Source organism: Chryseolinea serpens (assembly GCF_900129725.1).
Taxonomy (GTDB): Bacteria; Bacteroidota; Bacteroidia; order Cytophagales; family Cyclobacteriaceae; genus Chryseolinea; species Chryseolinea serpens.
In genome coordinates, this window is the sequence record NZ_FQWQ01000003.1 from 1,109,586 (window position 1) to 1,135,846 (window position 26,261).

A 26,261-nucleotide genomic window follows, 5' to 3' on the forward strand; every position below is an offset into this window, starting at 1 on the left:
GCACGACAACAAAAGAACGAAGGACGAGCGAAGACTGCGTGACAAAGCCGCAGACGCAATGGATCACGTGCGATCGCCCTAAGGCAACGCAGCAAGAAGGCTGGACGTGAATTGAACTTTGTGAGCGACCGGGTCTGAGTCGTTCTTACAGGTTTGGAGGGTTGCACCAACAACGAGCAACGCCATCCAGAGGAGGCACTTCTTCATGTTAGTAGGTTGAATAAGATTAAGAAATAGGACTATAGACTATTTACTCCAGGTGGGCTGTGGTCTGTAAGAACAGGTTTCGATCAACGCGTTGCAAGAGGGGAGTGGGGGGAGCGCATTGTTCTGGGAGGATCAAGGAGTATATACTAATGTAATTCATTTTTGCTGGGAATCAAATTAAAGTTGATATCGCCAATGCATGACCAAAGCCCCGATCAAAAATTCGTCGCCACTTGTCCGATCGGTAGAAGAGATATGAGACCTTACGCAAAGATCATCTCAGGACATTCCCTCAATAAGCTGAACCGCCGTCGTCACAAAAATTAATTTCTTTGTAATAGGAATATAACAACACGTAATTTTTTTCGCCCGTCTTCTTTTTCACCACGGCAGATATTCTCCCTAACACAGTGCAGACACCGGCACCAAATTTTAGGCCGGTACCTGACCCTGAATACTGGCTACTGACTACTGGCTCCTGACTACTGGTTACTGGCTCCTGACCCCCGGCTCCCGATAACGTACGTTTAAGATTCCCTCCACCGTACTCTCCCCCCAAACCCAACCCTACTACCTCCGTACTACCAGGAATACAAATATTTGTCCTATATTATCCAAATTATTGTCTCCCTATTCCCTATGAAAAAGTTCTTAAAGATTGCCGGACTCGTACTCGGACTTGTCGTTCTATGCATTGCCGGCCTTATCTTCTATGTCGCTAAGTTCCTGCCCGACGTCGGCGCCGCCCCAATTATGAAAGTGGACGCGGGCCCCGCGCAAATTGAACGCGGCCGCTACCTGGCCAACAACGTCATGGTGTGTATGGATTGTCACAGCACGCGCAACTGGGCGGAATTTTCAGGACCCATTGTGCCGGGCACGTTGGGACAGGGAGGCTTTCGGTTTGATCAAAAGTCGGGCTTTCCCGGCGTTTACTATGCCGCCAACATCACCCCGGCCGCGCTAAGCGCCTACACCGATGGCGAGATCTTCCGCGCCGTGACCACGGGTGTGAAGCGGAACGGGCAGCCGATCTTCCCCGTGATGCCCCATGGCCACTATGGCAAAATGGACGTCGACGACATCCATGCGGTGATCGCCTACGTGCGCACGCTGGCACCCATTGTCAACACACCGCCTGCCTCGCACTCGGATTTTCCCATGAACATCATCATCAACACCCTGCCTGCCAAAGCCGCATTCACCGAGCGCCCCGACACCACCGATGTGCTGGCGTACGGCGCCTACCTGGTAAATGCCGCGGCGTGTTATGACTGCCACACCCCTTTCGACAAAGGCGCCTACGACGACGCGTTTGCTTTTGCGGGTGGCCGCCTCTTCACCATCCCCTCCGGCGACTTGCGTTCGGCCAACATCACGCCCGACGAGTCGGGCATCGGCAATTGGTCTAAAGAATTTTTTGTCGCCCGCTTCACCGCCTATCGCGACAGCGCCAACAGCCATCGGGCGGTCGATCCGGCCAAAGATTTCAACACTGTCATGCCCTGGACCATGTACGCCAACATGACCGAAGGCGACCTCGCGGCCATTTATACCTACCTGAAAACCCTGAAGCCGATTGCAAATCCTGTAACGAAGTTTACCCCTCTTCCGTAAAAGCAGGAGCCGGTTTGGAGCCGGCTCCATCTTTTATACGCATGCCCAATTTGTACGCTGTCACCCAACAGGATGTCATGTCTTTCACCAAACATGCGGAGGCCTTGCCGCAGGGAGGAGACTATGAACACGTCGTGTCACAAAGTGCCTTGTCGGGCGTCTACAGTGAAAAAGTGATCACGGCACCGCACTACCAGATCCGCGATATCCGGGCCGAATTCAGCCAGACACTCAAAGTAGATTTTGAAGACAGCCGTATGGAGGACTATGTAAACCTCTGCATGTGCATGGCCGGAACCGAGTACGAGATCCGCTTCGACTCCAGCAAGATCCGGTCGCGCCTGCAGGCCTCGCGCTATCACTTCAACTACATTCCCGACAGCCGTTACCAACTTGTGTTGCCCCAAAAAGTACGCACAGTTCATCTGGCCATGAACCGCGACTACTATACAAACCTCTTAGATACGTTCGAAATTCCGACAACCGATCTGCAGAAGAACCTGCGGCGCGAAGAACCGTTCAACAGCGGCCCGATCCACGCCGGCACGGCCATGAAAAACATTTTTGTCGATTTGTTCAGCACGCCCCTCACCGGAAAGATCAAAGAACTCTATGTCGAGTCGAAAGTGATGGAGATCGTGGCATTGCAGGTAGGTGAAAAATTGACGGTGGGCAAAAATCTTCAGGCTTTGCGAAAGAAAGATCGCGACACCTTCCACGATCTGAAAACTTACCTCGACCACGCGCTGACGGAAGAGCATTCGCTGAAATCACTCTCCACCCAATTCGGGCTCAACGAATTTAAATTGAAGAAGGGCTTTCGCGAGCTCTTCGGCACCTCGGTCTTCGACTACCTCCTGGACCAGCGCCTCGCCCTCGGCAAGTCGCTCTTGCAAGAAGGTGGCTTTCGCGTCAATGAAGTGGCGGCGCGCATCGGCTACAAAAATGCCAATCACTTCTCCACCGCCTTCAAACAGAAGTTCGGACTCACGCCCAAGGACGTTAAAAAATAGTTTGACTATTGACTTTTATTCGCCGGAAAGAACGCGACGCCATTCTTGTTGTCGTCGTTCTTTAATGCGCTCCGGGTGTTGAGAATTTTTTTGAGGCGTCGTCGATCACCAACACCCAATCTTTGCCACCCGGTGGCGGCGTGAACGATTTGATGCCGTTTCCTTTCACGCTCTTTCCCGCAGTAGATTTTCCGGTACGCGGATCGAACCACCACACGTTTTTAGTGTCGCCGCTCACTTTGCTGACGTCAATTTTCACGGGACTGTTTTGGGGCAAATAAATAAAAGCATATGATCCGTTGGAATCGCGCGTGGCAATGATCACATCCAGGTAGGTGGTGCCGCGTGCGGAGGCGATCAGGTTTTGGTCGGGTATGCGCGAGAAATAAGGTCGCGACAACATCAGGTCTTTCAGGTACTGCATCTCGCCGGCAGCCTCGGCCCGGGCCGCCTTTTGCCAGGCGATGAGGGTGTCGCCCACGTTGATGGGCGGATTGCGGGTGGTGTCGAGAAATTGCCAGACATGGTGATGGCCATAGGTAACTCCGCACCCGCCGGCAAAGATGCCGCGGTAGATGCGCGCACGCACATCGTAGGCCGTGAAATAACCCCGGGCGCGTGTCCATTTTCCATCCCAGGGATTCACGGGATGGTCTTCATAACAGGGCTCCATGTCGAGCGTGGGTTTCGTGGGCTTCAGGGCGAGGTCGCGCTTCACCCAATCCCAGGCGGGCGTTTCGCGGGCGCCGTGGCCCGATTGAAACGTGTTGATGTCCAGCCAGGGTTCGGTGTGGATTTGTTGTGAAGTCGAGTACTCGCCGCCCGAAGGATGATAGGTGATGAATGCCTCCTTACCCAGCACGCCTTCGATGCCGTTCGCCATGGCCGTCCAGATGGACCGGTCATCAAAACTCTTTCGCGTGGCATCGGGATTGGCGGTTTGGATCGCCGGGCGATCGCCGCCGAGAATCCAGATCACATTCCAATCCTGGGCGTAGCGCTTGGCCAGGGTGGCGGCGTATACTTCTGCATTCTTTTCATTGAAGATCACCGGCCCTTCTCCCCACATCTGTGTCACCTTATCGCCCCACGTCGGCAGCAGTCCGATGTACATACCTTTCTCAGCCGCCTTCCGGATAACGAAATCCACGTGGTCCCAATAATCATAGGCGTACGCATCTTTCGGATCGTTGCCGGGCGTCTCCGCCAGCTGGGTCGGGTCTTCGTTGTTGATCGGAAAATCACCATAACGATTGGGGTGACGGATGCCGTTGAATTCAGTGAGCCCCACGATCTGCAGAACGTTGAAACCTTGCGCGGCGCGAAGCGATATAAATTCTTCGGCTTCTTCGCGGGTCAGCCGGTGGACCAATTCCCAATCGGTGTCGCCAAGCCAAAAGAAAGGCTTGCCATCTTTGGTGGCAAGAAGGCGGTTGTTGTCACTCACCTTGATCTGCCCCGGGGCAAGGAAGGATGAGCAAAGAAGAAAAAGAAAACAAGGGGTGGTGCAGGCTTTCATAAGAGCGGTTCGGGTGCGAGAATATACTAAAGAATTTTTTATTCCCTAACCTGTTCTCCCATGCCATTCGATTGCTATGACCGCCACGTAACGGATCCGGATCTACTCATCCTTCGCATGTTTAAACCCGATCTTTCGAACCGGCACGGCGGGAGGCGGTTCCAGGAGTTCTTTCAGGTACGCGAAAATGACCTTGAAGTCGTCATCGTGTTGATCCGTCTTTCGTTCGATTTGCTCGAGTTTCAATAAAATATCTTTTGAAGTGATCAGCAGCTGCCGCATCCGCGAGAACACACGGATCACCTGGATATTTACAGAGATAGCCTTTTTGCTGCCTAAAACGCTCGAAAGCATCGCCACGCCCTGCTCCGTAAAAGCCATGGGCGCATAGCACACCGCCCCAACTTGAGGTGCCAGTTTGGCACCTCAAGTTTTCCAGTTCCTCTGGCGCTAACTCAAACATAAAATCTTCTGGAAACCGTTCGATATTTCGCCTCACCTGCCGTTTCAAATACCGGGTTTCTACACCATAGAGTGCAGACAGGTCCATATCGAGCATCACTTTTTGTCCACGGATCATGTGGATCTTGCTGATCGCAGCGTCATCTGAAACGGTTAGGCTATCGGTCATTTTGTTAAGCTTAAATAAGTGAGCTTAAGAAATGTCACTGAAAGAAAATCGCAGTCCGACCCACGTCATGTCTCAGGCACAAGCTGCATAAAGATTTACGCCCGCAATCCAAGACATCCCGAATTTCGACACAGGAAAACGCGGATATACTCCAGACAAATTAAAACGAAACCCGACAAACAACGCAGGCCACTGCGCCCTCTCCTGAAACCGACCGCAATGATGCATGAGTGTTCGATGTTAGTTCGAAGGCGCGCTGTTAATGACTCCCCACCCCATGATCCCCCAACGAATACATCACCGTGATTTTCCACTCACCACTCACCTTCTTCATGATCCGTGTCTCATAGTTCGTGTACCGCTTCCCATCCGCACCATCCGTTTCCTGAACGAAGTTGACCCACATCCATTCGTTGGAGAATTTTTGAAAGAACCACTGCGATCGCTGTATGTTGGGCTGGGGTTGAGGCTTTGGATTTTTGCGAAAGGCTTCGGTGAAGTTCTTGTGGATACGGGCCAATCCTTTATGGGCGCCATACGATCCGTTGGGCATGTTCCAGGCACTTTGGGTCATGCGGTCGTCGACATAGAAACTGAAGAGTTTGGTGCTGTCTTTGTTGAAGTAGGCGGCGGTTTCCGCCTCAATGATGCGGCGAATGGCTTGTTCGTCCTGTTCGGCAACGGTGCCCGGATTGGGACGGGTGCGGAATGCGAAGAGGAGACAGGCAATCAAAGCGAAGGGTAAGGCGATGGTTAGGGAGGTTTTCATAGGCGTCCTGTTGAGATTTCAGTTATCGAATAAACGTAATTGTTCCGCTCGGCGACTCCACGTTGAGACGGAAGCAGGGTCCTGCTCGGCATTCATCCGGATTGCCGTACAAACGTCGTTTGTCTGGTGTGGATTTAACGGTGACTATATGCCAACCGACATTTTTATATGGGTCTTGCGATGCGTGCGGATAAAGTTCTATCTTTAAAAATGGAGCTCTGTGCCGGGGTGTTCTCCCGGTCGCAACGAGCATATCGTTATCTCAAAACTTATGCGCAGATATAATTTTCCCCTGTTTTTAGTCCTGTTCGCCACAGTGTCGTACTTTCCCGCGCTCAGTCAGAAAAAAGAAAAATCTCCGTACGCCGTTGGCAACCTGGAGTGGAGTGAAGGATCGGTTTTGACCAATGATGGCACCGAACTGAAAGGTTTGCTGCGCTATGACGACAATGATAATATTCTGAGTTTTCAGGATGGAACAAGTACACGGGCATTCAACTCACAAAACATTGCAGGATTCGAATTCACGGATGCCGTGACGGGCAAGCAGCGGATCTTTTATACCTATCCCGCCGTGGAGATGAATACTGATATTGTACGTCCCTTATTTTTTGAGTTGCTCCGGGATTTCGGAAGTTTCACCGTGCTGTCGAGACTAGACCCGCTGGCAATGGACGAGAAAGTTTGGGCAAAGGCTACGCCACTCGTTTTTGCCACTCCAACGGGAACCACTGTCACCGGATCCAGGCGCTTTAATACTCAGATCATCATTTCACAGGCGGAAACGATCTACTTTAGGGATAGCACAGGTGTGATTAAGCCTTACCTTCAGATCACCGAAAAAGATATTGCCGGAGGCGGTACAAACCGCTCCAAAATGAAGAACAAGGTGCTCGACAGGGACGTGTTAAAAACGCTCACAGCGCCGCTGTACGATAAAGTAAAAGCATGCAGGGATAAATATCAGCTCCGGTTAGATCGTAAAAATGATTTGTTGGAAATCCTGGATTGCTACAGAAGGCGGTAAAAATCGGGTGGCGTCGCCGCCTGCATAAAAATGGGTGTGAATCTTCGTCCAAGCACCTGGAATTTCATAGCTTGTTTTGGAATGCCTGCGATTTTCGTATGGCGCAACGGGTAATTTCCCATACGCTTGGAAATAGAAATACCATCCGGAAAGGTCACGGCTATTGGCTATTACCGTTGGCGCATCTGCGCACTCCTCTTCTTTGCCACCGCCATCAACTACATCGACCGCCAGGTGCTGAGCATCCTCGCGCCACAACTGCAAACCGAACTGAGGTGGACCGAGTCACAATACGGACTGATCGTCACCGCCTTTCAAGTGGCCTATGCCATCGGCTTCCTGTTCATGGGCAAGATCATGGACCGGTTTGGATGCTGGGGAGGCTATGCGTTTTCGGTGTTGATATGGAGTGTGGCCGCCATGGCGCACGCTGTCGCCCGCACCGCGGTGGGTTTTGGCTGGTCGCGGTTTGCGCTGGGTTTGGGTGAGGCCGGCAATTTTCCGGCCGCTGTCAAAGTGGTGTCGGAGTGGTTTCCCATAAAAGAGCGGTCGCTGGCTACCGGCATTTTTCTTTCCGGCAGCAGCATCGGCGCGATCGTTGCGCCGTTCGCGGTGCCCATCATTGCCATTCACTACGGGTGGCAGTGGGCCTTCATCCTCACCGGCGCCTCGGGCTTTGTGTGGCTGGCGTTTTGGCTGGCCACCTATCGCCCCGTGCGTGAACATCCCAAACTTTCCAAATCGGAACTGGGCTATATTCAAAGCGACCCGCCCGAGCCCACCACGGAGGTTCCCTGGATGCAGTTGTTGAAGTACAAGCAGACATGGGCCTTTGCGCTGGCAAAATTTTTGAGTGATCCCATCTTCTCGTTCTACTTTTTCTTTTTGCCAAAATTTTTCAACAGTCAGCATGGTCTAGCCCTCGATAACATCGGCGTCCCTATCATGATCATCTATATCATGTCCGATCTGGGAAGCCTGGTCGGTGGCTGGTTCTCTTCACACCTCATCCGCCGCGGATGGTCCGTCATCAAAAGCAGAAAGTTCACCATGTTGCTGGCGGCCATTACCGTGACGCCGGTGTACCTGGCGTCGCAGACTACGGACCTGTGGGTAGCGGTGGGGTTGATCGGCCTGGCCCTGGCAGCACATCAGGCGTGGTCTGCCAATTTGTTGACCTTGCCTTCCGACATGTTTCCCCGGCAGGCGGTGGGTTCTGCAGTGGGCATCGGCAGCACCGTCGGTGCCATTGGAGGAATGTTCGGCGCAACCACCGCGGGATTCTTGTTGCAGTCAACCCATTCCTACGCCCCACTTTTTGTGGTGGCCGGCTCGGCTTACCTGGTGGCGCTGGCCATCCTTCACGGCCTGACACCGCGTTTGCAAGCCCCTATTTCTTGATTTTTTCGGTCAACAAAAAATCATCCCCTGGAAAAGGGTGGAACATAAAAGTTTGCATACCACATTTTCGGCTTGCGCAAAGTTTTTACTTACTTCGCTTCCGTCAAATCATCACAGAAAAACATGGTTATTGGAGTTGATGTAGGAGGAACAAACATCCGGGCTGGCCTCGAACGCGGTGGCGAGATCATTCATCCACGAAATGCCCCGTTCAACACACGGGGCAGCCTGCGCGAAACGCTCGACGAGTTGATGCACTTTATTCGCCCCCTCTTCGACCACGACGTGACGGGCATCGGCATCGGCGTGCCTTCGGTGGTGGACGTCGACAAAGGTGTCGTGCTCAATGCGGCCAACATTCCGTCGTGGGAGCGTGTGCCCATAAAAGATATTTTGCACGACGCTTTTCATGTTCCGGTCTATGTGAACAACGACGTGAATTGTTTTGCCCTGGGCGAGCACCGCTTCGGACAATTGAAGGGCGTGAAGAACGGCGTCGGTGTTTCTTCGGGCACGGGATTGGGCTGCGGCCTCATCATCAACCACCAGCTTTTTTCGGGCACCAACTGTGGCGCGGGTGAGATCGGCTTGTTGCCCTACCTCGATCATAACATGGAATATTATGCCAGCGGCAATTTCTTTCGCGTAAACTATAACCTCAGCGGCGAGGAAGCCAGCCGCCTGGCACAACAAGGCGATCGCGAGGCTTTGAAATATTGGGAAGCGTTCGGCGTCCACATGGGGCAGGCCATTAAGAGTGTGATGTATGCCTATGATCCCGAGGCCATCGTGTTGGGTGGATCGCTGTCGAAGGCGTTTGATTTATACAAGGCATCCCTTCATGCTTCCCTCCAGGATTTTATTTACCCCGAGTCCGTGAAGCGGCTCAAGCTCTATCAGTCGAAAAACCCAAACATTGCTTTGCTGGGCGCTGCGGCGCTGGTGCCTGACCCGTCATAAGATCAAACGTGTTCGCTGCGACGAATCACGTTCGATCTTCGGATATGCTTATTCATATTTTAACGTGTCTGCCGGGTTTGTCTTCGCCGTTTTAAAGATCTGGAAGCTGATGGTCGCAAACGCGATAACCAGTATCGTCACCGCAGGCAGCAGAAAAAGCGTCCATTGCAAGGCGATCTTGTATGGATAGTTCGACAGCCATTGCTCCATCGCCATATAGGCCAGCGGGAACGACAGCACAATGGCCACTGCCACCAGTTTGATAAAGTCGGCCGACAAAAGCGAAATGATACCCAAACGCGATGCCCCCAGGGCTTTGCGGATGCCGATCTCTTTTGTGCGCTGAACGGCGGTGTAGGAGGAGAGACCGATTAATCCCAGGCAAGAAATGATAATACCCAGCATTGTGAAAATGGTCACTACTTTTGCAAAGCGGTCTTCGTCATTGTATTGGCGGTTATAACGATCTTCCAGGAATGAATATTGAAAGGCATTGTTGGGGAAAAACTTTTTGAAGACGGCCTCCACCTGTGCGATCACCGGTTTTGGATCGGACGTTTTGATCTTGATGGACGTTTCAGCATAGGTGCTGTAGGTAGGAACGAACACGATGGGCTCCATCGGTTTCTTCAGCGACTCCTGGTGAAAATTGCCCACCACGCCGACGATGTGCACCTTCAAATCGCCATCCAATATTTCTTTCCCGATGGCTTCCTGCGCGTTGGCAATTCCCAACAACTCTACAGCATTCTGATTTATGATCACACTGTTGATGTCGCCGAAATTAAATTTGTGGTCAGTGGGTAGAAATTTTCGTCCCGCCACCAGCGGCACATCATAGGTGTCCATGAAGTTATGGTCGGCGCCAAAAAAACTCATGGTGTAGTGTGTGTCGGAAGGTTGCTCTGCGAGCCGGAGCCCGAATGTGCGACCAAGCCGGTTGCCGGGGATTCGGCTGGACGTTGCCGCGCTGACTACGCCATTGATTTTGGTGAGTTCATCCTTATAGTTCTCCACGCGGGTCATGAAGGTCGAGTCCCAGGCGGTGAGTTCGGGTGGATCCACGAGCATGATGTTCCGGATGGCAATGCCCAGGTCGGCTTCGTTCATGAATTTTAACTGCTTGGAAACAATGAGCGTTCCCGTGATGAGTGTAGCCGAAGCCGTGAACTGGAAAACGACCAGGGCCTTTCGCATAAATTTCCCACCCGACGAATGCTGAAATTTGCCCTTCAGGACCGTTGCCGGCTGGTAAGAAGAAAGCACGAAGGCCGGATAAAATCCCGCCAACAGCACACCCGACACCAGCACCAGTGCGGCGATGATGATCGACGGAGCCTGCATCTCACCCAACACCTTTAGCAACGACAGTGGGCTGCCGATAATTTCGTTGAACGAGGATTGCGAGACCCAGGTGATCACTAGGGCTAACACAAACGCGATCAGACTGATGAGAACGGATTCGAATATAAACTGCCGCACCAATTGTGTTTTCAGCGCACCCATCACTTTGCGCAAGCCCACTTCTTTCGCGCGGTCCAGTGCCCGGGAGGTGGTGAGGTTGATGTAGTTGATCCACGCGATCACTAAAATGAAAATCGCGACGATCAACATGGCCCACACTGCCTTGCCACTGGCCGTGCGCGCGATGTCATATTCATAGTCGGAGTACAGGTGCGCCTTTTTCAGCGGCTGCAAATAAAATTTCTCCACGCTGCCCGACACCTTGTCGCCTTTAAAATAACGGTCGCTGAAAGCGGGAAACTTGCTTTCGAATGCTTTGTAATCTATGCCCGGTTTTAATACGACGTAATGTCGGAAATCCGACCACGTCCAACTGTCGTCGGCACCGTGTTCTTCAGGACGGATGAGCGTCGCATACGACACCAGCACATCGAAAGTGATATGCGAATTGTCAGGGTTGTCGGCACATACGCCGCTGATCTTATACGGCTGCTTGTCAAGCCCCCAATACAATGTTTTGCCAAGGATGCTGGTGTAGTCGCCGTTGGTAACACCATAATATTTTTTGGCTACGCTTTCGGTCAACACCAGTGCATACGGCTCCTTCAAAGCCGACGTGCGATCTCCCGCCAACAAAGGAAAGCTGAAGACCGACAGGAAATGCTCATCCACAAAATGGCAATTTTCGCCGCGGAATATTTTGTCGTCGATCTTCACGTTCATATCGCCACCGGGCATGAGACGCGTATACATCTCAATTTCAGGGTAGTCTTTGGCCATGGTCGGACCGATGGTGGGATACGTGATCGTGCCATGCTGGATGAGCTTGCCATTTTGAAAACGGTCGTTGGTGACACGATAGATGCGGTCGGCGTTATCAAAAAATGTATCAAAACTCAATTCGTGCGACACAAACTGAAAGATCAGCAAACAAACCGCCAGCCCCGTGCCCAACCCAAAAATGTTGATGAGCGAAAAGACCTTGTTCTTGGTCACATTCCGAAACGCGATGATGAGATAGTTGCGCAACATAATGGTGTTGATAAGTGAATAGGTTAATTTATTTCGTAGCACGATGCCCGGTCTGAGATACCGCATCGCATTCCATTCAAATCGTCGCCGGGCCCGCGACAATCCCAGCCGCCGGATGTCCGATTCGAACTTCTGGATCAGGTCGCCTTCGATCTCTTCTGCTAAGTGATCGGGGCAAATCGATCGCAGAAAACGAAGCGCCCAGCCAGGCGGTGGAGGTTTGGAGGTCATACCGACATTTTTAATTGGGGGATGAGCTTCCAGAGATCCATCCGGGTCTCTTTCATCGTGCGCAGCAGCGCCAGGCCCGCGCTGGTGATGGTATAGATCCGTTTGCGCCGGCCGCCGCGTTCGCTGGTCGCCCCGCCTACTTTGGATTTTATAAGGCCCTTGTCTTCCAAGCGGTACAAGGTTACGTGCACCGCGCTAAGGTTCACATCGCGCTTCAGACGCTTTTCGATCTCCTCGGCAATCGCCGCCCCATACGCCTCTTCCTGCAGCACACCCACCATGGTCAGGATCAATTCTTCGAATTCGCCGAGATATTCTTTGCCCATTTGCTTATGTTTTGTTAAGTAAATAAAGGCAATGCCTTTCAGAAAAAAAAGCGTTTTGGAGATTTACTCGAAAAGGACGGAAAGGTTACAGATTTTCCTGGTGGTTCAGGTCGAGAGGGTTTGAAAGAAATATGTATCTTTCACTGGAACTGATTTCTTTTAAAAACAACAAACGATGCTACGGGTAGCCATCAAACTTTGCATTGCCCATCTTCCTAAATCAGAATAAAAATGAAAGAGACCCTTGCCCTTCGCGGAGGACCCCGGACCGTGACCCGGAACTTTACCTGGCCGGTTTTTGATGAAAGCGATGTTGCCGCCATTACCCAGGTAGCCCAAAGCGGCCAGTGGGGCAACCCGGATTGCAGCGGCCTGGTGGAAAAGTTTGAAAACGAATTTGCCTCTTTTTGTGGCAGCAAATACGCCATCGCGTGTGCCAATGGTTCCGTAGCGTTGCGACTGGCGCTCATGGCATCGGGTGTGAAGCCGGGCGATGAAGTGATCGTGCCGCCCTACACCTTCATTGCCACGGCCTCCATCGTGGTGGAGGCGAACTGTGTTCCCGTTTTTGTAGACATCGCGCCGGATACCTACAACCTCGATCCCAACCAGATCGAAGCCGCCATCACCCCGCGCACAAAAGCCATCATCCCCGTACACTTTGCGGGGCAGGCCTGCGACATGGACCGCATCATGGCCATCGCGAAAAAACATAACCTCACCGTCATCGAAGATGCCGCACATGCCCATGGCGGCGTATATAAAGGAAAGAAGCTGGGGTCTATCGGCCACGCAGGTTGTTTTAGTTTTCAGTCATCAAAAAACCTCAACGCCGGCGAAGGCGGGTTGGTGGTGACCGATGACGAGGCACTCTATAATATGATGAATTCGCTGCGCAACGTCGGCCGGGTGAAGGGCGGTCAATGGTATGAGCATCATTACCTGGGCTGCAACTATCGCATCACACAATTCCAGGCGGCGCTCCTTTCACAACAGCTTGCCCGTCTGGAGGAACAAACCCGGGTGCGCGACACGAATGGAAAGTATTTGAGCAGCTTGCTGGCCCCCATCGACGGCATCACGCCGCTCACCCGCGGACATGGCGAAACGGTGCACACCTATCACATCTTTATTTTTCGCTACGACAAATCGAAATTCGGAGGACTGTCAAAAAAGGAATTTGCCGAAATGCTCGCCGCCGAAGGTGTCCCCGCGTTCATGGGCTATCCCAAACCGATTTATGAACAGCCCGTATTTCAACAAAAGAACTTCATGTGCTATGCCCTTCCGGACACGGTGGACTACACGCGCGTGCATTGCCCCGTGGCCGAACGCGCCTGCTATGAGGAAGCGGTGTGGATCCTGCAACATGCCATGCTCGGCTCAAAGGAAGACATGGAACAGTTTGCCGCGGCTATAAAAAAAATACAACACGCCGTCCGCCACGACTAACGGACCCAGCGCCATCCTGAAATAGAATCTATGAAACGCAACACAGTCATTGTCCTGCTCGTCTTCCTCATCTTCTCGGTCATTTCGTTTCTGACCAACATTCTCGGACCCCTGGTGCCCGATATTATCGACAGCTTTCATTTGAGCATCGGGCTGGCGGGGTTCCTACCGTTCTCGTTTTTTGTTGCCTATGGTGTGATGTCCATTCCGTCGGGCGTGTTGATCGAGAAGTATTCCGGGAAAACGGTGATCATCGTGGCCTTTGTCCTGGCGATGGTGGCGGCGCTGGTGTTTGCTATTTTTCCACGCTTTGCCATCGCGTTGCTTTCGTTGTTCTCCATCGGCATCGGCATGGCCATGCTGCAGGTGGTGATCAACCCCTTGCTGCGGCAAGCGGGAGGGGAGGAGCACTTCGCGTTCAACTCGGTGTTGGCCAATTTCTTTTTTGGAGCGGCTTCGTTTCTTAGCCCTTTGCTCTATAGCTATCTGGTCGGCAACATTCACACCGAGCATGCGAACGGCATCGCCGCCCTGTTCAACGGCCTGGTGACACCGGAGTTGAAATGGGTCTCTTTGTATTGGGTGTTTGCCGTCACCTGTTTACTAATGATTGTAGTGATCGCGGCCATCACCTTTCCGAAAGTGGAATTGACGGCTGAAGACCGCGTTGATATGGGCGAAACGCTTCGTGAACTGCTGCGCAAAAAAACGGTGTTGCGTTTCTTTGTGGGCATTTTTTGTTATGTGGGCACCGAACAAGGCATCGCAAACTGGATGTCAAAATTTTTACAACTCTATCATGGCGTGGATCCCGCCACCGTCGGCGCCACCAGCATTTCGTATTTCTGGGGACTCATCACCTTTGGCTGTTTTGTGGGTTTATTGTTGCTCAAACTTTTCGACAGCCGTCACATTCTGATCGTCTTTGCCTTGGGAGCGATGTTCAGTCTTTTATCCGGACTGTTTGGTGATGTTGGCATAGCGTTGGTCGCGTTGCCGCTGACCGGATTTTTTCTTTCCATCATGTGGTCCATCGTTTTTTCGTTGGGCATGAATTCTCTCCCGAAACATCACGGCACGCTGTCGGGGATCTTGTGCACGGGCATTGTTGGCGGTGCCGTGATGCCGCTCATCATCGGCGGCCTTGCCGAAAGCGTTGGACTTAGGTTCGCCATGTTGGTGTTGTGTATGACGTTGGGATATATTCTTAGCATTGGCATTTGGGCCCGACCCTTGGTGACCAACGCCAGGGTTAAGCGCTGGCGCGATCTTTTTTCGAAGACCGCTGTGGAATAAAGTCCACAACTATCCTGCGCTATGCTGATCAGGTCTCAGAGTTTTTAATACATCCGGTGACGCGGGTAGTTTTTCTGCTAAGCGAAAAATTGTCACGTTGCAACATGCACCAATTGAGACGGTCCATTTAAATTGGAATCGACTTCATCATTCAACCTCAACACCATGGCCATTACCCACCTCAATCCCGAAGGCGTTTTTCCCCCGTATCGCAACTACAGCCACGCCGTGGAGATCAGCGGCGATTCAAAATTATTGATCATCAGCGGTCTCAACGGCTATCAACCCGACGGCCAAACCATGCCCGAATCGTTTGAGGAGCAAGGTGAACTCATCTGGAAGCACATCGGCACCATTCTGCGGTCGGCCGGAATGAGCTATGCGAACATCGTTTCCTTGCGGACCTATTTAAGAGATCCGTCATTCGACGAAGCCAACGTCCGGTTGCGCATGAAATACCTGGGCGACAACAAGCCGGCGTCAACGGTGGTTTGCTGTCAGCTGTTGGAGACGAAATGGAAGTTGGAGATCGAGGTCATGGCAGCCAAGAGCGTAGGTTAAGGGAGGAGCGGCGCAAATGGCAATTGAACGGTGGGTGATCACGCGCAGGCGCCGAGCAGCACCATCGCTATAATAAAGAATATAAGATGATCGAGCCGCAGGCGAAGTTTCTTCAATGCCTGGCTGATATGGTATTCAACCGCTTTTCCCGACACGTGGAGGCGGGAAGCGATCTCTTCGTTGGTATAGCGATCGAAGCGGCTGAGGCGGAAGATGGTCTTGGTAGTATCGGGAAGCTTGTCGATCTCACTGTTTAACAGCTCCAGCGTTTCGTCGTAGGCCACGGCTTCCTCCGTGGCGTGGGTCTCCTCCGAAAAAGTCTGCCGGGCCTGGCGGACCAGCTTTTCCTGGCTCGCGATTTTATCGAAGTGATCGTAGATGCGGTTCTTCATAGACCGGAACAAGTAGGCGCTCAGATCTTCCACGTGCCCCAGGTTTTCGCGCTTCATCCAGAAATTCACAAACACATCCTGCACCAATTCCTGCGCGGTGGTCTTGTCGCGAAAATAATTATACGCCAGGCTATAAAGCTTGGCCCAGAATAGATCGTAGATCTCTTCAAATTCCCCTTCTGTCATACCTTTTGAGCTGATCTTCAACATGCATCGAATTAGGATGGGCGTAGAAAGGTAGTAAAAATGCAATCGTTTTAAAAAATATTACAATCGATTTAGGGTCGCGGCGGGTTACAACCTTCTTACATGTATACCAAGCCTGAAAAAAGTGCGATGAATAAATATGTATTGGCGGATTTGATCCGGCGTCTTCGGGCAGGCCAAGCGTCGGCTGAAGACAAATATCTGTTGGAACAGATTTGGCAGGAAGCAATGCGCGACACATCCTATCTCGACAGCCTGTCGGACGCGGAACGCGAGTTATTAAAAAAGAAGATGTTTGCGGCCACACAAGAAGAGATCGGCCGTCGCACGCAACCGCGCAAAGTCGTGGCCTGGCGCCCCTGGGTGTTGCGCGCTGCTGCAGCCTTTGCCCCACTGCTCGCCGTTTCAGCCGTACTATATTGGAATGCTAACCGCTACACGGAAGTGCACACGGGCTATGGCGAACGCCTCGCCGTCACGCTCCCCGACAATTCGACGGTTACGCTCAACGGCAACTCTGTGCTCCGTTATCATAAGGAGTGGGATAATGAACATACACGCGAAGTGTGGATCGACGGCGAAGGTTTCTTTGCCGTGCAACACACGGCGAACCACAAAAAATTTGTGGTGCACGCTTCCGACCGACTCAACGTGGAAGTGCTCGGCACAAAATTCAATGTAAAGAGTCGCGAAAAGAAATCCGAAGTCATGTTGACCGAGGGGAAAGTGAAGTTGGACATGCAAAACACCCAGGCAAAGGCCAGTTCAGTTTTCCTCGCACCAGGAGAACTGGCCACCCTGGGTACTGACCGCCATCTCTCCAAACGCACCGTAAAACAAAAGCAATACACCTCGTGGCTGCAATACACTTTGTATTTCGACCGCACCACGCTGCGCGACGTCGCGGTCCTCTTAAAAGATACGTATGGGCTGGACGTTGTGTTCGACGACGCCACGCTGCAAGATCGCGAATTGTCGGGCGAGATCTCCTCCGCTAGTATCAATGATATTTTATATGCGATTGCTGAAACGTTCAGCTTGAACGTCACCCGCGATGGCACGAGTGTATATATTTCTTCCAAATAACTAACCGCAAACCCGTATGCTCAAACAGTACCGTAATTATTACACCGTATGGAGGAGTTGTTTATGTCTGGTGATGCTAAGTTTTCCAGCACTCCTGTTGGCGCAGGATCAACTTTTTGCCAATGCCCTCCAAATGAACCGCACCACGCCGCGTCGTGCCGAAGTGCGTTCGTTGCGCGAAGCACTCGAAGAGGTGCAGGATCATTTTAACGTATCGTTCTTATATGAATCTACCGTCCTGGAAGGAAAAGAAGTTTCCACCAAGATCGCCATCAAAGGAAAGATCGAAAACACACTGACCAATTTGCTGGAGCCCCTCGGCCTGCGATTCAAAAAGATCAACGACCGCACGTATTCCATTTTGCCAAAGGTTGCCCCGAAAGCTTCCCGCGATCAACGCGGTGCGGCGGCCACTGAAAAAGATAGCTCTGCAGACCTCAATCCTTCTCCTGCAGATGCAGAAGGGTTGTTCGAGGCAGCTGCCGAGAACCGGTTTGTCGAGATCGTCGTGCAAGGCACCATCACCGACGAGAACAACGGTCCCATCCCGGGAGCAAACGTGCTGGTGAAGGGAACCACGAAAGGCACCACCACCGATGCAGAAGGTAAATTCTCCATCAGCGTACCCGACGAAAATGCCGTGCTGATCGTGAGCTTCATCGGCTATACGTCCGAAGAAGTGCCCGTGGGCAGCCGCACGACAATCGATGTGAAACTGACACCCGACATCCAGCAACTCAGCGAAGTGGTTGTTGTGGGATATGGCACACAGAAGCGCTCTTCCGTGACCGGCGCGGTGGCCACCGTGGGCTCCAGAGAAGTATCAGCGTTGCCGGTCGTGAGCGTGGAGTCGGCCATTCAAGGTCGTGTTCCCGGCGTGCAGGTGACCAGCAATGGTAGCCCTGGAACAACGCCTACCGTGCGTATCCGCGGGATTGGCTCCATCACCGGTGCCTCTCAACCGCTGTACGTGATCGATGGTTTTCCTGCGGCTGGAAACCTGAACAATATCGACACGAAAGACATAGAGTCCGTGGAAGTGTTGAAAGATGCGGCGGCGTCGGCGATCTATGGATCGAGAGCGGCAAACGGTGTGATCATCATCACCACCAAGAGCGGTTCGCGCGACAGCAAGGTGCATGTGGATGTTGATACCTACTATGGTGTACAGAAAGCCTGGAAGCAATTGGATTTACTGGGCACCGACGATTACTTGAAATATGGCACGGCCTTGTTGACGAATGCCGGTAACGCGTTGCCCCCTCGGTTTTCGACGATGAATGATCCGATCTACCCCGGAGCAACCCAAACCTACGCGCAAACCAACAGCGATTGGCAAGGGGCGATGTTCCGGACAGCCCCGATTTCTCAAACGCAAGTGGCGTTGTCGGTAGGTTCGGAAAAATCCAAGTTGTATACCTCCGTGAGCAAATTCAACCAGGAGGGTATTATGCTCGGCACGAACTTCGATCGGTACAGCTACCGGTTGAATTATGAAAATAAGATCAGCAGTCGGTTCACGTTTGGCGAGAACTTTAATATCTCGTATTCCAGCACACGGAACCAGGCAGAAAGCGGTGGACGAACCGTTCTTCAGCACATCATTCACTCGGTTCCTTACATTCCTATCTATGATCCCACCTTGCTTGGAGGCTTCCGGGCGCCCAGTGGAAATGACGGATCGGATCCCGAAAATCCTGTGCGCATCGTGAGCATGGACTCCAATAAAGACAATGTGATGAACATTATCGGAAGCGGCTACCTGGAAGCCAAGATCGTCGACGGCTTGAAATACAAATTCACCGCCGGTGTGAATTATGCCGTGCGCCGTCACTTGGAGGATTATCCGATGTACAACGATGGCTTTGTGTCGCGGAACCAGCATAACCTGGTCGACAATCGGAATACAAGCTTCTCACCCTATCTGTCCAATCAACTCACCTACGACAAGACGTTTGGATCGCATGCGCTCAACGTGATTGCCGTAGCAGAAAAGCAGAACTATACCGGGTCGAACCTCAACGCCAGTGCACAACAGGCTCGCAACGATATCGACCAGATGACAGGATCGTCCAATCCCACACTGAGTGGCGACAAATCGGAAACGACGTTGTTATCTTACCTGGCGCGTGTGAACTATGAATACAAAGGAAAATATCTGTTGAGCGCTTCCATTCGCAGGGATGGCTTCTCCGGATTTGCTCCGAATCACAAGTGGGGTAATTTCCCAGGTTTGTCCGTGGGTTGGCGCATGAACGAAGAGAACTTCATGAAGCAGGTGCCCACGATCTCCGAATTGAAGCTGCGTGCCAGTTATGGTTCATTGGGTTCCATTGCCAACGTAGGGGCGTATGACTATCAATCGTTCATCAACACCAACACGTCCTACGATTTCAACAACGCCGCCGCCGCCGGGGCTGCCTATTTCGACAAGATCCAAAACCTGAACCTGACGTGGGAAAAAACAAAAATGTCAAACTTCGGTGTCGACCTGGGGCTGTTTGAGAACCGCGTGACGTTTACCGCCGAATACTTTGTAAGGAATGTCAGCGATTTATTATTGGATGTCGTTCCCGCCAACTCGCTGGGGTATACGTCGGCCACCAAACAGAACGTGGCTTCGATGAAGAACTGGGGATATGAATTTATTGCAGGCTATGCAAAATCAAACGGCCCGATCACGTTCAACATCAGCGCCAACATCGGCATCATTCGCAATACCGTGAAACAACTGAACGCACCCAACGCGGTATTATACAGCGGCAAGAACGACGACTTTGGTGGTTTCCAAATTACACGTACCATCGCCGGCAGCTCGATCCAGGAATTTTATGGCTATAAGACCGATGGCATTTTCCAAAACCAGGCGGAGATCGATGCCGCTAACGCTGCGGACGGCAATCCGTCCACGAAGTATCAGGCCAACGCAGCACCCGGCGACATTCGTTTCAAGGATATTAACGGCGACGGTGTGATCGATGCTTCGGATCAAGTGAGTCTCGGCAGCTACCTCCCCAAGTTTAACTATGGTATAAACTTCACAGCCAACTACAAGAACTTCGACCTGACACTTTTCTTCCAAGGCGTGCAAGGAAACAAGATCTACAACGGCACGAAGGTGCTCGGTCAGGGCATGTTGCGGTTGTTTGGCGCCGAGAAAGAAGTGATGAACGCCTGGACCCCCGACAACACCAACACCAATGTTCCGCGTGCCGTCAACGGCGATCCCAATCAAAACTCACGGACATCGGACCGGTTCATCGAAGACGGTTCCTACTTTCGGTTAAAGAATATCAGCATCGGTTATTCGATACCTTCAACCAGCATACAAGATCTGACCAAGGGCACACTTAAGAAGCTCCGGATCTATGTCTCGTCGCAAAACCTGTTCACCGTGACGAAGTATACGGGGTACGATCCGGAAATTGGTAATCGCTATCAGAACAGTACGGGCAACACGCTGATCAATGGTATTGACTATGGCCAGTTCCCGTCGCCAAGAACCTTCATGGCCGGTCTTCAAGTTGGGTTTTAAGGCGTAGCAACAAAAAATGGAAACCATGAAAACGAAAATCATATTTTTTACTATCGTATCGAGCCTGATCGCCAGCTCTTGCGGCGAAAACGTTCTGGACAGGCAAAGCACGACCAACGTGAAGACGGAGAACTATTACAAAACCGTCGACGAACTGAATTCCGCATTGACCGGTTCCTATGCCATCCTGCAAGGCACCGACCTCGGAGGCCGCGAGTATTTCTTCCTTCATGACTTGCGCTCCGATGACGTTGCCAGTGGTGGTGGTCAGTTGGAAACCGCGCGGAACCAGATCCTGATCGGTTCCCTGGGCGCAACAAATTCAGTGATGACCTCCGTGTGGAACGGCTTCTACCGGTTGATCCATCGGGTCAATGCCATCATTGAAAATGCACCGAATGCTACGGGCGACGCGGGCGTGAAAGCCAGAATTGTAGGCGAGGCCCGGTTCTTAAGGGCATGGGCCTATTTTCAACTGGCCGCTTTCTGGGGAGACGTTCCCCTGTATGACACCTACGCAAAAGGTTTCGAGGACGTGAAAGCCCGCAGCCCGCAAAGTGATGTTTTTAAATTCGTGATCACCGAATTGAACAGCCTGCAGGCCGACTTACCGGTTTCGTATTCCGGCAACGACCTGGGACGTGCTTCCCGCGGAGCTGCGCTCACCTTGTTGGCTAAAGTTTACATTTTCACGGGCGACTACACGAACGCGAAAACGCAACTCGAAGCGGTGAAAGGCATGGGCTATGCGCTGGTGGATAACTACTTTGACAACTTCAAAGAAGAAACGGAATACAACAAGGAATCGATCTTCGAACTTTCCTATACTTCCAGTGGCAATTTTAACTGGGATGCCGATGGTAACGGAACCAGCGTAAACGAATCGTGGATCCGCTCGCAAGAATACTCCGCCGTGGGATGGCGCAACCTGATCCCGTCCGACAAACTGCTCAACGAATATGAAGCAAACGATCCCCGCCTGAAAGACAACTTCTTTTTTATCGGCGATAAGTATGGCGACCCCGCCGCCCCGGTGACGCTGACCGCCGACAAAGTCCAAGGGAACTCCAGCATTTTTCACAGTGTGAGCCAAAAGATCAGCTGGCGGAAATACTCGGTCATGTATAAGCTCGATCCGGGCGGATACTACGACAAGATCGGCATCAATTACCGCATGTACCGCTATGCCGACGTGTTGTTGATGCTGGCCGAATGCGAGAACGAAGTGGGCACATCCTCCGCCGCGATGGCCTATATGAACCAGATCCGCAACCGCCCCAGTGTGAGCATGCCGAATTATCCTACCGCCGATTTCCCCTGCGACTCCAAGGACGAGATCACGCGGGCCATTATTCACGAACGGCAGGTGGAACTGGCGGGCGAGGAAGTGCGCAACTTCGACATCCTCCGCTGGAGGAAGAACAACAAGTTGAAGACCGAGCCCATTTCCTATTTCGAAGCCAACAAATTTGAGCTGCTGCCCATACCGCAGGACGAGATCAATACCAACAAAGAGATTCCGCAAAGCGAGCAGAACCCCGGATATTGATTGACCGTCTGAATTAAACTGGTGACAGGGCGATGTTTCATCGCCCTGTTTTTTTTACTTTTCAGATGAATTCACCAGAACCTATGTCCAAAAATACCCTCCCGCTATTCGCCCTCGTTCTTTTTCTTGTAGTGGGATGCCACACACAACCCACCCATTTCGAGCTTTTGCCTTCCGGCACTACCGGCATCGCGTTCAATAACCTGTTGACGGAGAGCGATACCCTCAACATTCTGTCGTTCGAGTACATGTACAATGGGGGAGGCGTTGGCGTGGGCGACTTTAACAACGATGGGCTGACGGACATCTTCTTTGCCGGGAACATGGTGAGCAGCAAACTCTACCTCAACAAAGGCAACTTTCGTTTCGACGACATCACGGAACAAGCGAAAGTGACCACGAAATACTGGTGCACCGGCATTTCGGTGGTCGACATCGACCAGGATGGTTGGATGGATATCTATGTGTGCACCGTGAACCCCCACGACGACAAATCGACGCCCAACTTACTTTTCCACAACAAAGGTGTCGACGATAAAGGCGTTCCCGTATTCGAGGAAGTGGCCGCCGCTGTGGGCCTGGCCGATCGCAGCTACTCCACCCAGGCCGCATTCCTGGACTATGATCTCGATGGCGATCTCGACATGTACCTGCTCACCAACGCGCTGGAAAACTACACGCGAAATTCCCCCACCGGGCAACACACCGACGGCACGGGCAAGAGTGTGGACAAACTCTTCCGCAACAATGGTCCCGCCGCGGGGCTGCCGCATTTTGAAGATGTCTCCGCCGCAGCGGGCATCCTCACGGAGGGATGGGGCCTCGGCATCGTGGTGAACGACATCAATCGCGACGGCAAACCCGATGTGTATGCGGCCAACGATTTTCTCTCCAACGACCACGTCTACATCAACCAGGGCGACGGCACGTTTGCCAACGAGAAGGAGCGCATGAAACACACCGAATACAACGGCATGGGCGCCGACATCGGCGACATCAACAACGATGGCTTGAACGACATCGTGGTGGTAGACATGTTCCCCGAAGACAACCTGCGGCAAAAGACCATGTTTGGCGGCATCGGCTATGACCGGTTCCAAAAAAATATCCAGATGAAATACCAGCCGCAGTATGTGCGCAACGTTCTGCAACTCAACAACGGCAACGGCACCTACAGCGACATCGGCTATCTCTCCGGAATCTATGCCACCGACTGGAGCTGGAGCGGTCTCATCGCCGACGTGGACAACGACGGCTGGCAGGACGTGCTCATCACCAACGGATATCGCAAAGACATCACTAACCTCGACTTTGTTACTTACAGCAAGGAGTCCAGTATGTTTGGCACCGACGCCACGCGGATGAAAAAAACGCTGGATGCCGTGAACAAAATTGAAGGCGTGAAGAAGCCCGATCTTATTTTCAAAAACAACGGCGACTTGCGCTTCACCAACAAATCGAAGGAGTGGGGACTGACGCAGGAAGCCTATGGCAATGGTGCCGCCTATGCCGACTTCGACAACGATGGCGATCTTGACATGGTGATCAACAACATCAACGACGAAGCGTCGGTGTATAAAAACAATGCCCGCGAGCTTGATCCCGGAAGAAGTAATTATTTGCGCATCGTCTTGAAAGGTCCGGCGGGAAATCGGAGTGGGCTGGGTGCGCAGATTGACATACTTCAAGAGGGCAAAAAACAATATCGCGAGCTTGAAACACAACGTGGCTTTCAATCTTCGGTGGAGCCCGTTGTTCACTTCGGATTGGATAGCCTTACGCAGATCGACCAGCTTGCCATCCGCTGGCCGGACGGACATGTGCAGACATTAAAAAATGTCAAAGCCAATCAGGTGCTGGAAGTGGCGTATACCGATGCCGTTGAGGTTGAAGAAGAGGACGGATGGGCGGTCTATCCGCCACTTTCCGCACGGCCCGATTCCCTCGATAATTTCACGGGATTGTCCCCGGATAAACTGGCAGCATCGGTCTTTTTTGATGACGTGACCGCCTCTACCGGCCTTTATTACAAACACCAAGAAGACGAATATATCGACTATAAAGCCACGGCTACCTTACCTCAAAAGTATTCGCAAGCTGGCCCGGGTCTCACCATTGGGGATGTCAACCAGGATGATTTGGATGACGTGCTGTTGTGTGGCGCGGCCCACCGTGGCACCACGATTTTTGTTCAGCAAAAAAACGGAACATTCAAAAAAGATTCACTGGGCGCAAAGCCGCAGGAAGACATGAGCATGCAGTTGTTCGACGCCGATGGCGACAACGACCTGGACCTTTATTGTGTTAGCGGCAGCTCGGAGTTCGGCGCATTGCCGGGTGCCTACCAGGACCGTTTTTATCGCAACAATGGTAAGAAACTCGTAGCGGACACCACAGCATTGCCAAAAGAGAACGCCAGTGGGAGCACCGTAGTGGCCTCCGATTTTGACAAGGATGGTGACCTCGACCTTTTTGTTGGCGGAAGGATCGTGCCTGGACGTTATCCTGAAGCCCCACAAAGCTTCCTGTTGCAAAACGATGGAAAAGGAAATTTTACTGACGTCACAAAGTCGATAGCGCCCCTGCTCGAGCGTTCAGGAATGATCACCGGTGCGCTATGGACCGACTTCGACAATGACGGATGGACCGACCTGGCCATCGTGGGAGAGTGGATGCCCGTTTCTTTCTACAAAAACAACCAGGGCAAAGCATTTTCAAAAGCATTCGAAGAGGCACCCGGTTGGTGGACCAGCATCACCGGCGCCGACATGGACAACGACGGCGATGTGGACTACGTCTGCGGCAACCTCGGTCTCAACTCGCTGTTCCAGGCTTCTCCGCAAGCGCCCGTCAGCATCTACGCAAAAGATTTTGATGGCAACGGCTCGTTCGACCCGTTGGTGACACGCTATGTGCAGGGAAAGGAATACTTAACGCATCCCCGCGAGACGCTGACCGACCAGATCGTGAGTTTAAAACGCAAACTGGTTCGCTATGCCATCTATGGAGGGTCTTCCATACAAGAGATCCTTACGCCCGAGCAACTGCAGGGGGCGTTGATCTATCACGCAACAACCCTGTCGTCATCCTACGTAGAGAACCTCGGTGGCGGCAAATTTAAATTGACGGACTTGCCCGTGGAGGCCCAGTTCGCTCCCTTGAACGGCGTGCAGATAGCCGACTTGAATGGTGACCATCACCTCGACATCCTGGGCATTGGTAACTCCTACGCGGCTGATCCGCTGACGGGCTATTATGACGCAGGCACCGGAGTGTGCCTGCTCGGCAATGGAAAGGGAGGCTTCCAGGCGCTCCCCGTCTGGAGTAGCAACTTTGCTGTTGACACGGATGCTAAAAGCCTCGGCCTTTTGAGGAGGGCAAACAACGAACCGCTATACATCGCTACAGCAAATCGCGATAGTTTGCAGGCCTTTGAACTGTCACCGTCGGTTTATCCCCCGCACCTCCAATGGATAACAGCAGGCCGGACGGATGTGCAGGCCGAGCTCAGATGGGCTGACGGTAAAGTGGAAAAAAGAGAGCTCTACTATGGCTCGGGCTACTTGTCGCAATCCACCCGTGCGATCCCAATTTCCCCCGGGGTGCAGGAAGTCTGGCTGAAAGACAGTGCCGGCAATCGGCGGAAAGTCTGGGGGACCGGGGCCGGATCAAAATAATTCTATTCGGTATAAATTTTTTGACCTGGGGTGGACGCTTCGGGAAAGAAATGCTTACCCAAGTTCACGGGGAATTTCACCCGATTGAAACATCTTTTTTTGGAAGAAAAGGCATGGAAAAGGGCACGCTATAACGGCTGTCCGAAGGGTTTTGGACAACAAAGGGCAGGATTTAAACAAGTGTTTGAAAACCCCTTTTTTAGCGTGGATATTATATTTTTTTTACCTTTTCGTTAGATCAAAATTAAAAACTTGTTCTACTTTTGGACCGTAAAACGAAATCGTTCGAAACATTCTTTAGAATAAACC

General features: G+C 52.2%; 19 protein-coding genes and 1 pseudogene. 12 read left to right on the top strand and 8 right to left on the bottom strand.

Going from position 1 to position 26,261, the window contains the following annotated elements; all coding sequences use genetic code 11:
• Window positions 1-78: 78 nt before the first annotated feature.
• Complete coding sequence (locus tag BUB30_RS35830) at window positions 79-207, bottom strand: hypothetical protein (protein ID WP_262485810.1); 129 nt, start codon at window positions 205-207, stop codon at window positions 79-81.
• Between the two features lie 639 nt (window positions 208-846).
• Between BUB30_RS35830 and BUB30_RS24435 the strand changes: the two genes are divergently transcribed.
• Together BUB30_RS24435 and BUB30_RS24440 are read left to right on the top strand one after the other, a co-directional pair.
• Entirely contained in the window at window positions 847-1,824 is a 978-nt protein-coding gene (locus tag BUB30_RS24435; RefSeq protein ID WP_073139355.1) for a c-type cytochrome, read from the top strand.
• Window positions 1,825-1,865: 41 nt separating this feature from the next.
• A complete protein-coding gene (locus BUB30_RS24440; protein ID WP_073139358.1) occupies window positions 1,866-2,837 on the top strand; it encodes a helix-turn-helix domain-containing protein in 972 nt (323 codons plus the stop codon).
• A 61-nt stretch (window positions 2,838-2,898) separates the two neighbouring features.
• On the opposite strand, the gene BUB30_RS24445 is transcribed toward BUB30_RS24440, so the two are convergent.
• The 4 genes and pseudogenes from BUB30_RS24445 to BUB30_RS24455 all read right to left on the bottom strand — a co-directional run bounded on the left by BUB30_RS24445 (window position 2,899) and on the right by BUB30_RS24455 (window position 5,756).
• Window positions 2,899-4,356, bottom strand: coding sequence for a glycoside hydrolase family 140 protein (locus BUB30_RS24445; RefSeq protein WP_073139361.1), 1,458 nt, complete (start codon window positions 4,354-4,356; stop codon window positions 2,899-2,901).
• A gap of 102 nt (window positions 4,357-4,458) precedes the next feature.
• Complete coding sequence (locus BUB30_RS35685; protein WP_245804158.1) at window positions 4,459-4,737, bottom strand: hypothetical protein; 279 nt, start codon at window positions 4,735-4,737, stop codon at window positions 4,459-4,461.
• A gap of 31 nt (window positions 4,738-4,768) precedes the next feature.
• Window positions 4,769-4,987 (bottom strand): annotated as a pseudogene (locus tag BUB30_RS35995) (ORF6N domain-containing protein); the annotation flags it as partial.
• Window positions 4,988-5,246: 259 nt separating this feature from the next.
• Window positions 5,247-5,756, bottom strand: a complete 510-nt coding sequence (locus BUB30_RS24455; protein WP_073139364.1) for a Cif family virulence factor — start codon at window positions 5,754-5,756, stop codon at window positions 5,247-5,249.
• A 271-nt stretch (window positions 5,757-6,027) separates the two neighbouring features.
• Here BUB30_RS24455 and BUB30_RS24460 point away from each other — a divergent pair, with 271 nt between their 5' ends.
• The 3 genes from BUB30_RS24460 to BUB30_RS24470 all read left to right on the top strand — a co-directional run bounded on the left by BUB30_RS24460 (window position 6,028) and on the right by BUB30_RS24470 (window position 9,144).
• Entirely contained in the window at window positions 6,028-6,783 is a 756-nt protein-coding gene (locus BUB30_RS24460) for a hypothetical protein (protein ID WP_073139366.1), read from the top strand.
• Between the two features lie 126 nt (window positions 6,784-6,909).
• Entirely contained in the window at window positions 6,910-8,184 is a 1,275-nt protein-coding gene (locus BUB30_RS24465) for an MFS transporter (protein WP_245804159.1), read from the top strand.
• 123 nt (window positions 8,185-8,307) lie between these two features.
• Window positions 8,308-9,144: an ROK family protein gene (locus tag BUB30_RS24470; protein ID WP_073139719.1), complete on the top strand. Its 837-nt coding sequence runs from the start codon at window positions 8,308-8,310 to the stop codon at window positions 9,142-9,144.
• Window positions 9,145-9,192: 48 nt separating this feature from the next.
• On the opposite strand, the gene BUB30_RS24475 is transcribed toward BUB30_RS24470, so the two are convergent.
• Entirely contained in the window at window positions 9,193-11,871 is a 2,679-nt protein-coding gene (locus BUB30_RS24475; RefSeq protein WP_084138350.1) for an ABC transporter permease, read from the bottom strand.
• Entirely contained in the window at window positions 11,868-12,197 is a 330-nt protein-coding gene (locus BUB30_RS24480) for a PadR family transcriptional regulator (protein WP_073139369.1), read from the bottom strand. Before BUB30_RS24480 ends, BUB30_RS24475 begins: the two co-directional genes overlap by 4 nt.
• Before the next feature lie 231 nt (window positions 12,198-12,428).
• Here BUB30_RS24480 and BUB30_RS24485 point away from each other — a divergent pair, with 231 nt between their 5' ends.
• The 3 genes from BUB30_RS24485 (at window position 12,429) to BUB30_RS24495 (ending at window position 15,506) form a co-directional block, all read left to right on the top strand.
• Complete coding sequence (locus tag BUB30_RS24485) at window positions 12,429-13,649, top strand: DegT/DnrJ/EryC1/StrS family aminotransferase (protein ID WP_073139371.1); 1,221 nt, start codon at window positions 12,429-12,431, stop codon at window positions 13,647-13,649.
• A gap of 30 nt (window positions 13,650-13,679) precedes the next feature.
• On the top strand, window positions 13,680-14,945 hold the full coding sequence (locus BUB30_RS24490; RefSeq protein WP_073139374.1) for an MFS transporter: 1,266 nt from the start codon (window positions 13,680-13,682) through the stop codon (window positions 14,943-14,945).
• 165 nt (window positions 14,946-15,110) lie between these two features.
• A complete protein-coding gene (locus tag BUB30_RS24495) occupies window positions 15,111-15,506 on the top strand; it encodes a RidA family protein (protein ID WP_073139377.1) in 396 nt (131 codons plus the stop codon).
• A gap of 38 nt (window positions 15,507-15,544) precedes the next feature.
• Here the strand turns inward: BUB30_RS24495 and BUB30_RS24500 are convergent, their stop codons facing one another.
• Complete coding sequence (locus BUB30_RS24500; RefSeq protein WP_221408783.1) at window positions 15,545-16,084, bottom strand: RNA polymerase sigma-70 factor; 540 nt, start codon at window positions 16,082-16,084, stop codon at window positions 15,545-15,547.
• 123 nt (window positions 16,085-16,207) lie between these two features.
• Here BUB30_RS24500 and BUB30_RS24505 point away from each other — a divergent pair, with 123 nt between their 5' ends.
• From BUB30_RS24505 to BUB30_RS24520, 4 genes are all read left to right on the top strand, one after another.
• Window positions 16,208-17,191, top strand: a complete 984-nt coding sequence (locus BUB30_RS24505) for a FecR family protein (RefSeq protein WP_073139382.1) — start codon at window positions 16,208-16,210, stop codon at window positions 17,189-17,191.
• Between the two features lie 16 nt (window positions 17,192-17,207).
• The gene (locus BUB30_RS24510; RefSeq protein WP_073139385.1) at window positions 17,208-20,726 is read left to right on the top strand and encodes a SusC/RagA family TonB-linked outer membrane protein; all 3,519 of its coding nucleotides are present in this window, start codon (window positions 17,208-17,210) and stop codon (window positions 20,724-20,726) included.
• A 25-nt stretch (window positions 20,727-20,751) separates the two neighbouring features.
• Window positions 20,752-22,275: a RagB/SusD family nutrient uptake outer membrane protein gene (locus BUB30_RS24515; protein WP_073139726.1), complete on the top strand. Its 1,524-nt coding sequence runs from the start codon at window positions 20,752-20,754 to the stop codon at window positions 22,273-22,275.
• Window positions 22,276-22,358: 83 nt separating this feature from the next.
• On the top strand, window positions 22,359-25,952 hold the full coding sequence (locus BUB30_RS24520) for a VCBS repeat-containing protein (protein ID WP_073139388.1): 3,594 nt from the start codon (window positions 22,359-22,361) through the stop codon (window positions 25,950-25,952).
• Window positions 25,953-26,261 lie beyond the last annotated feature (309 nt).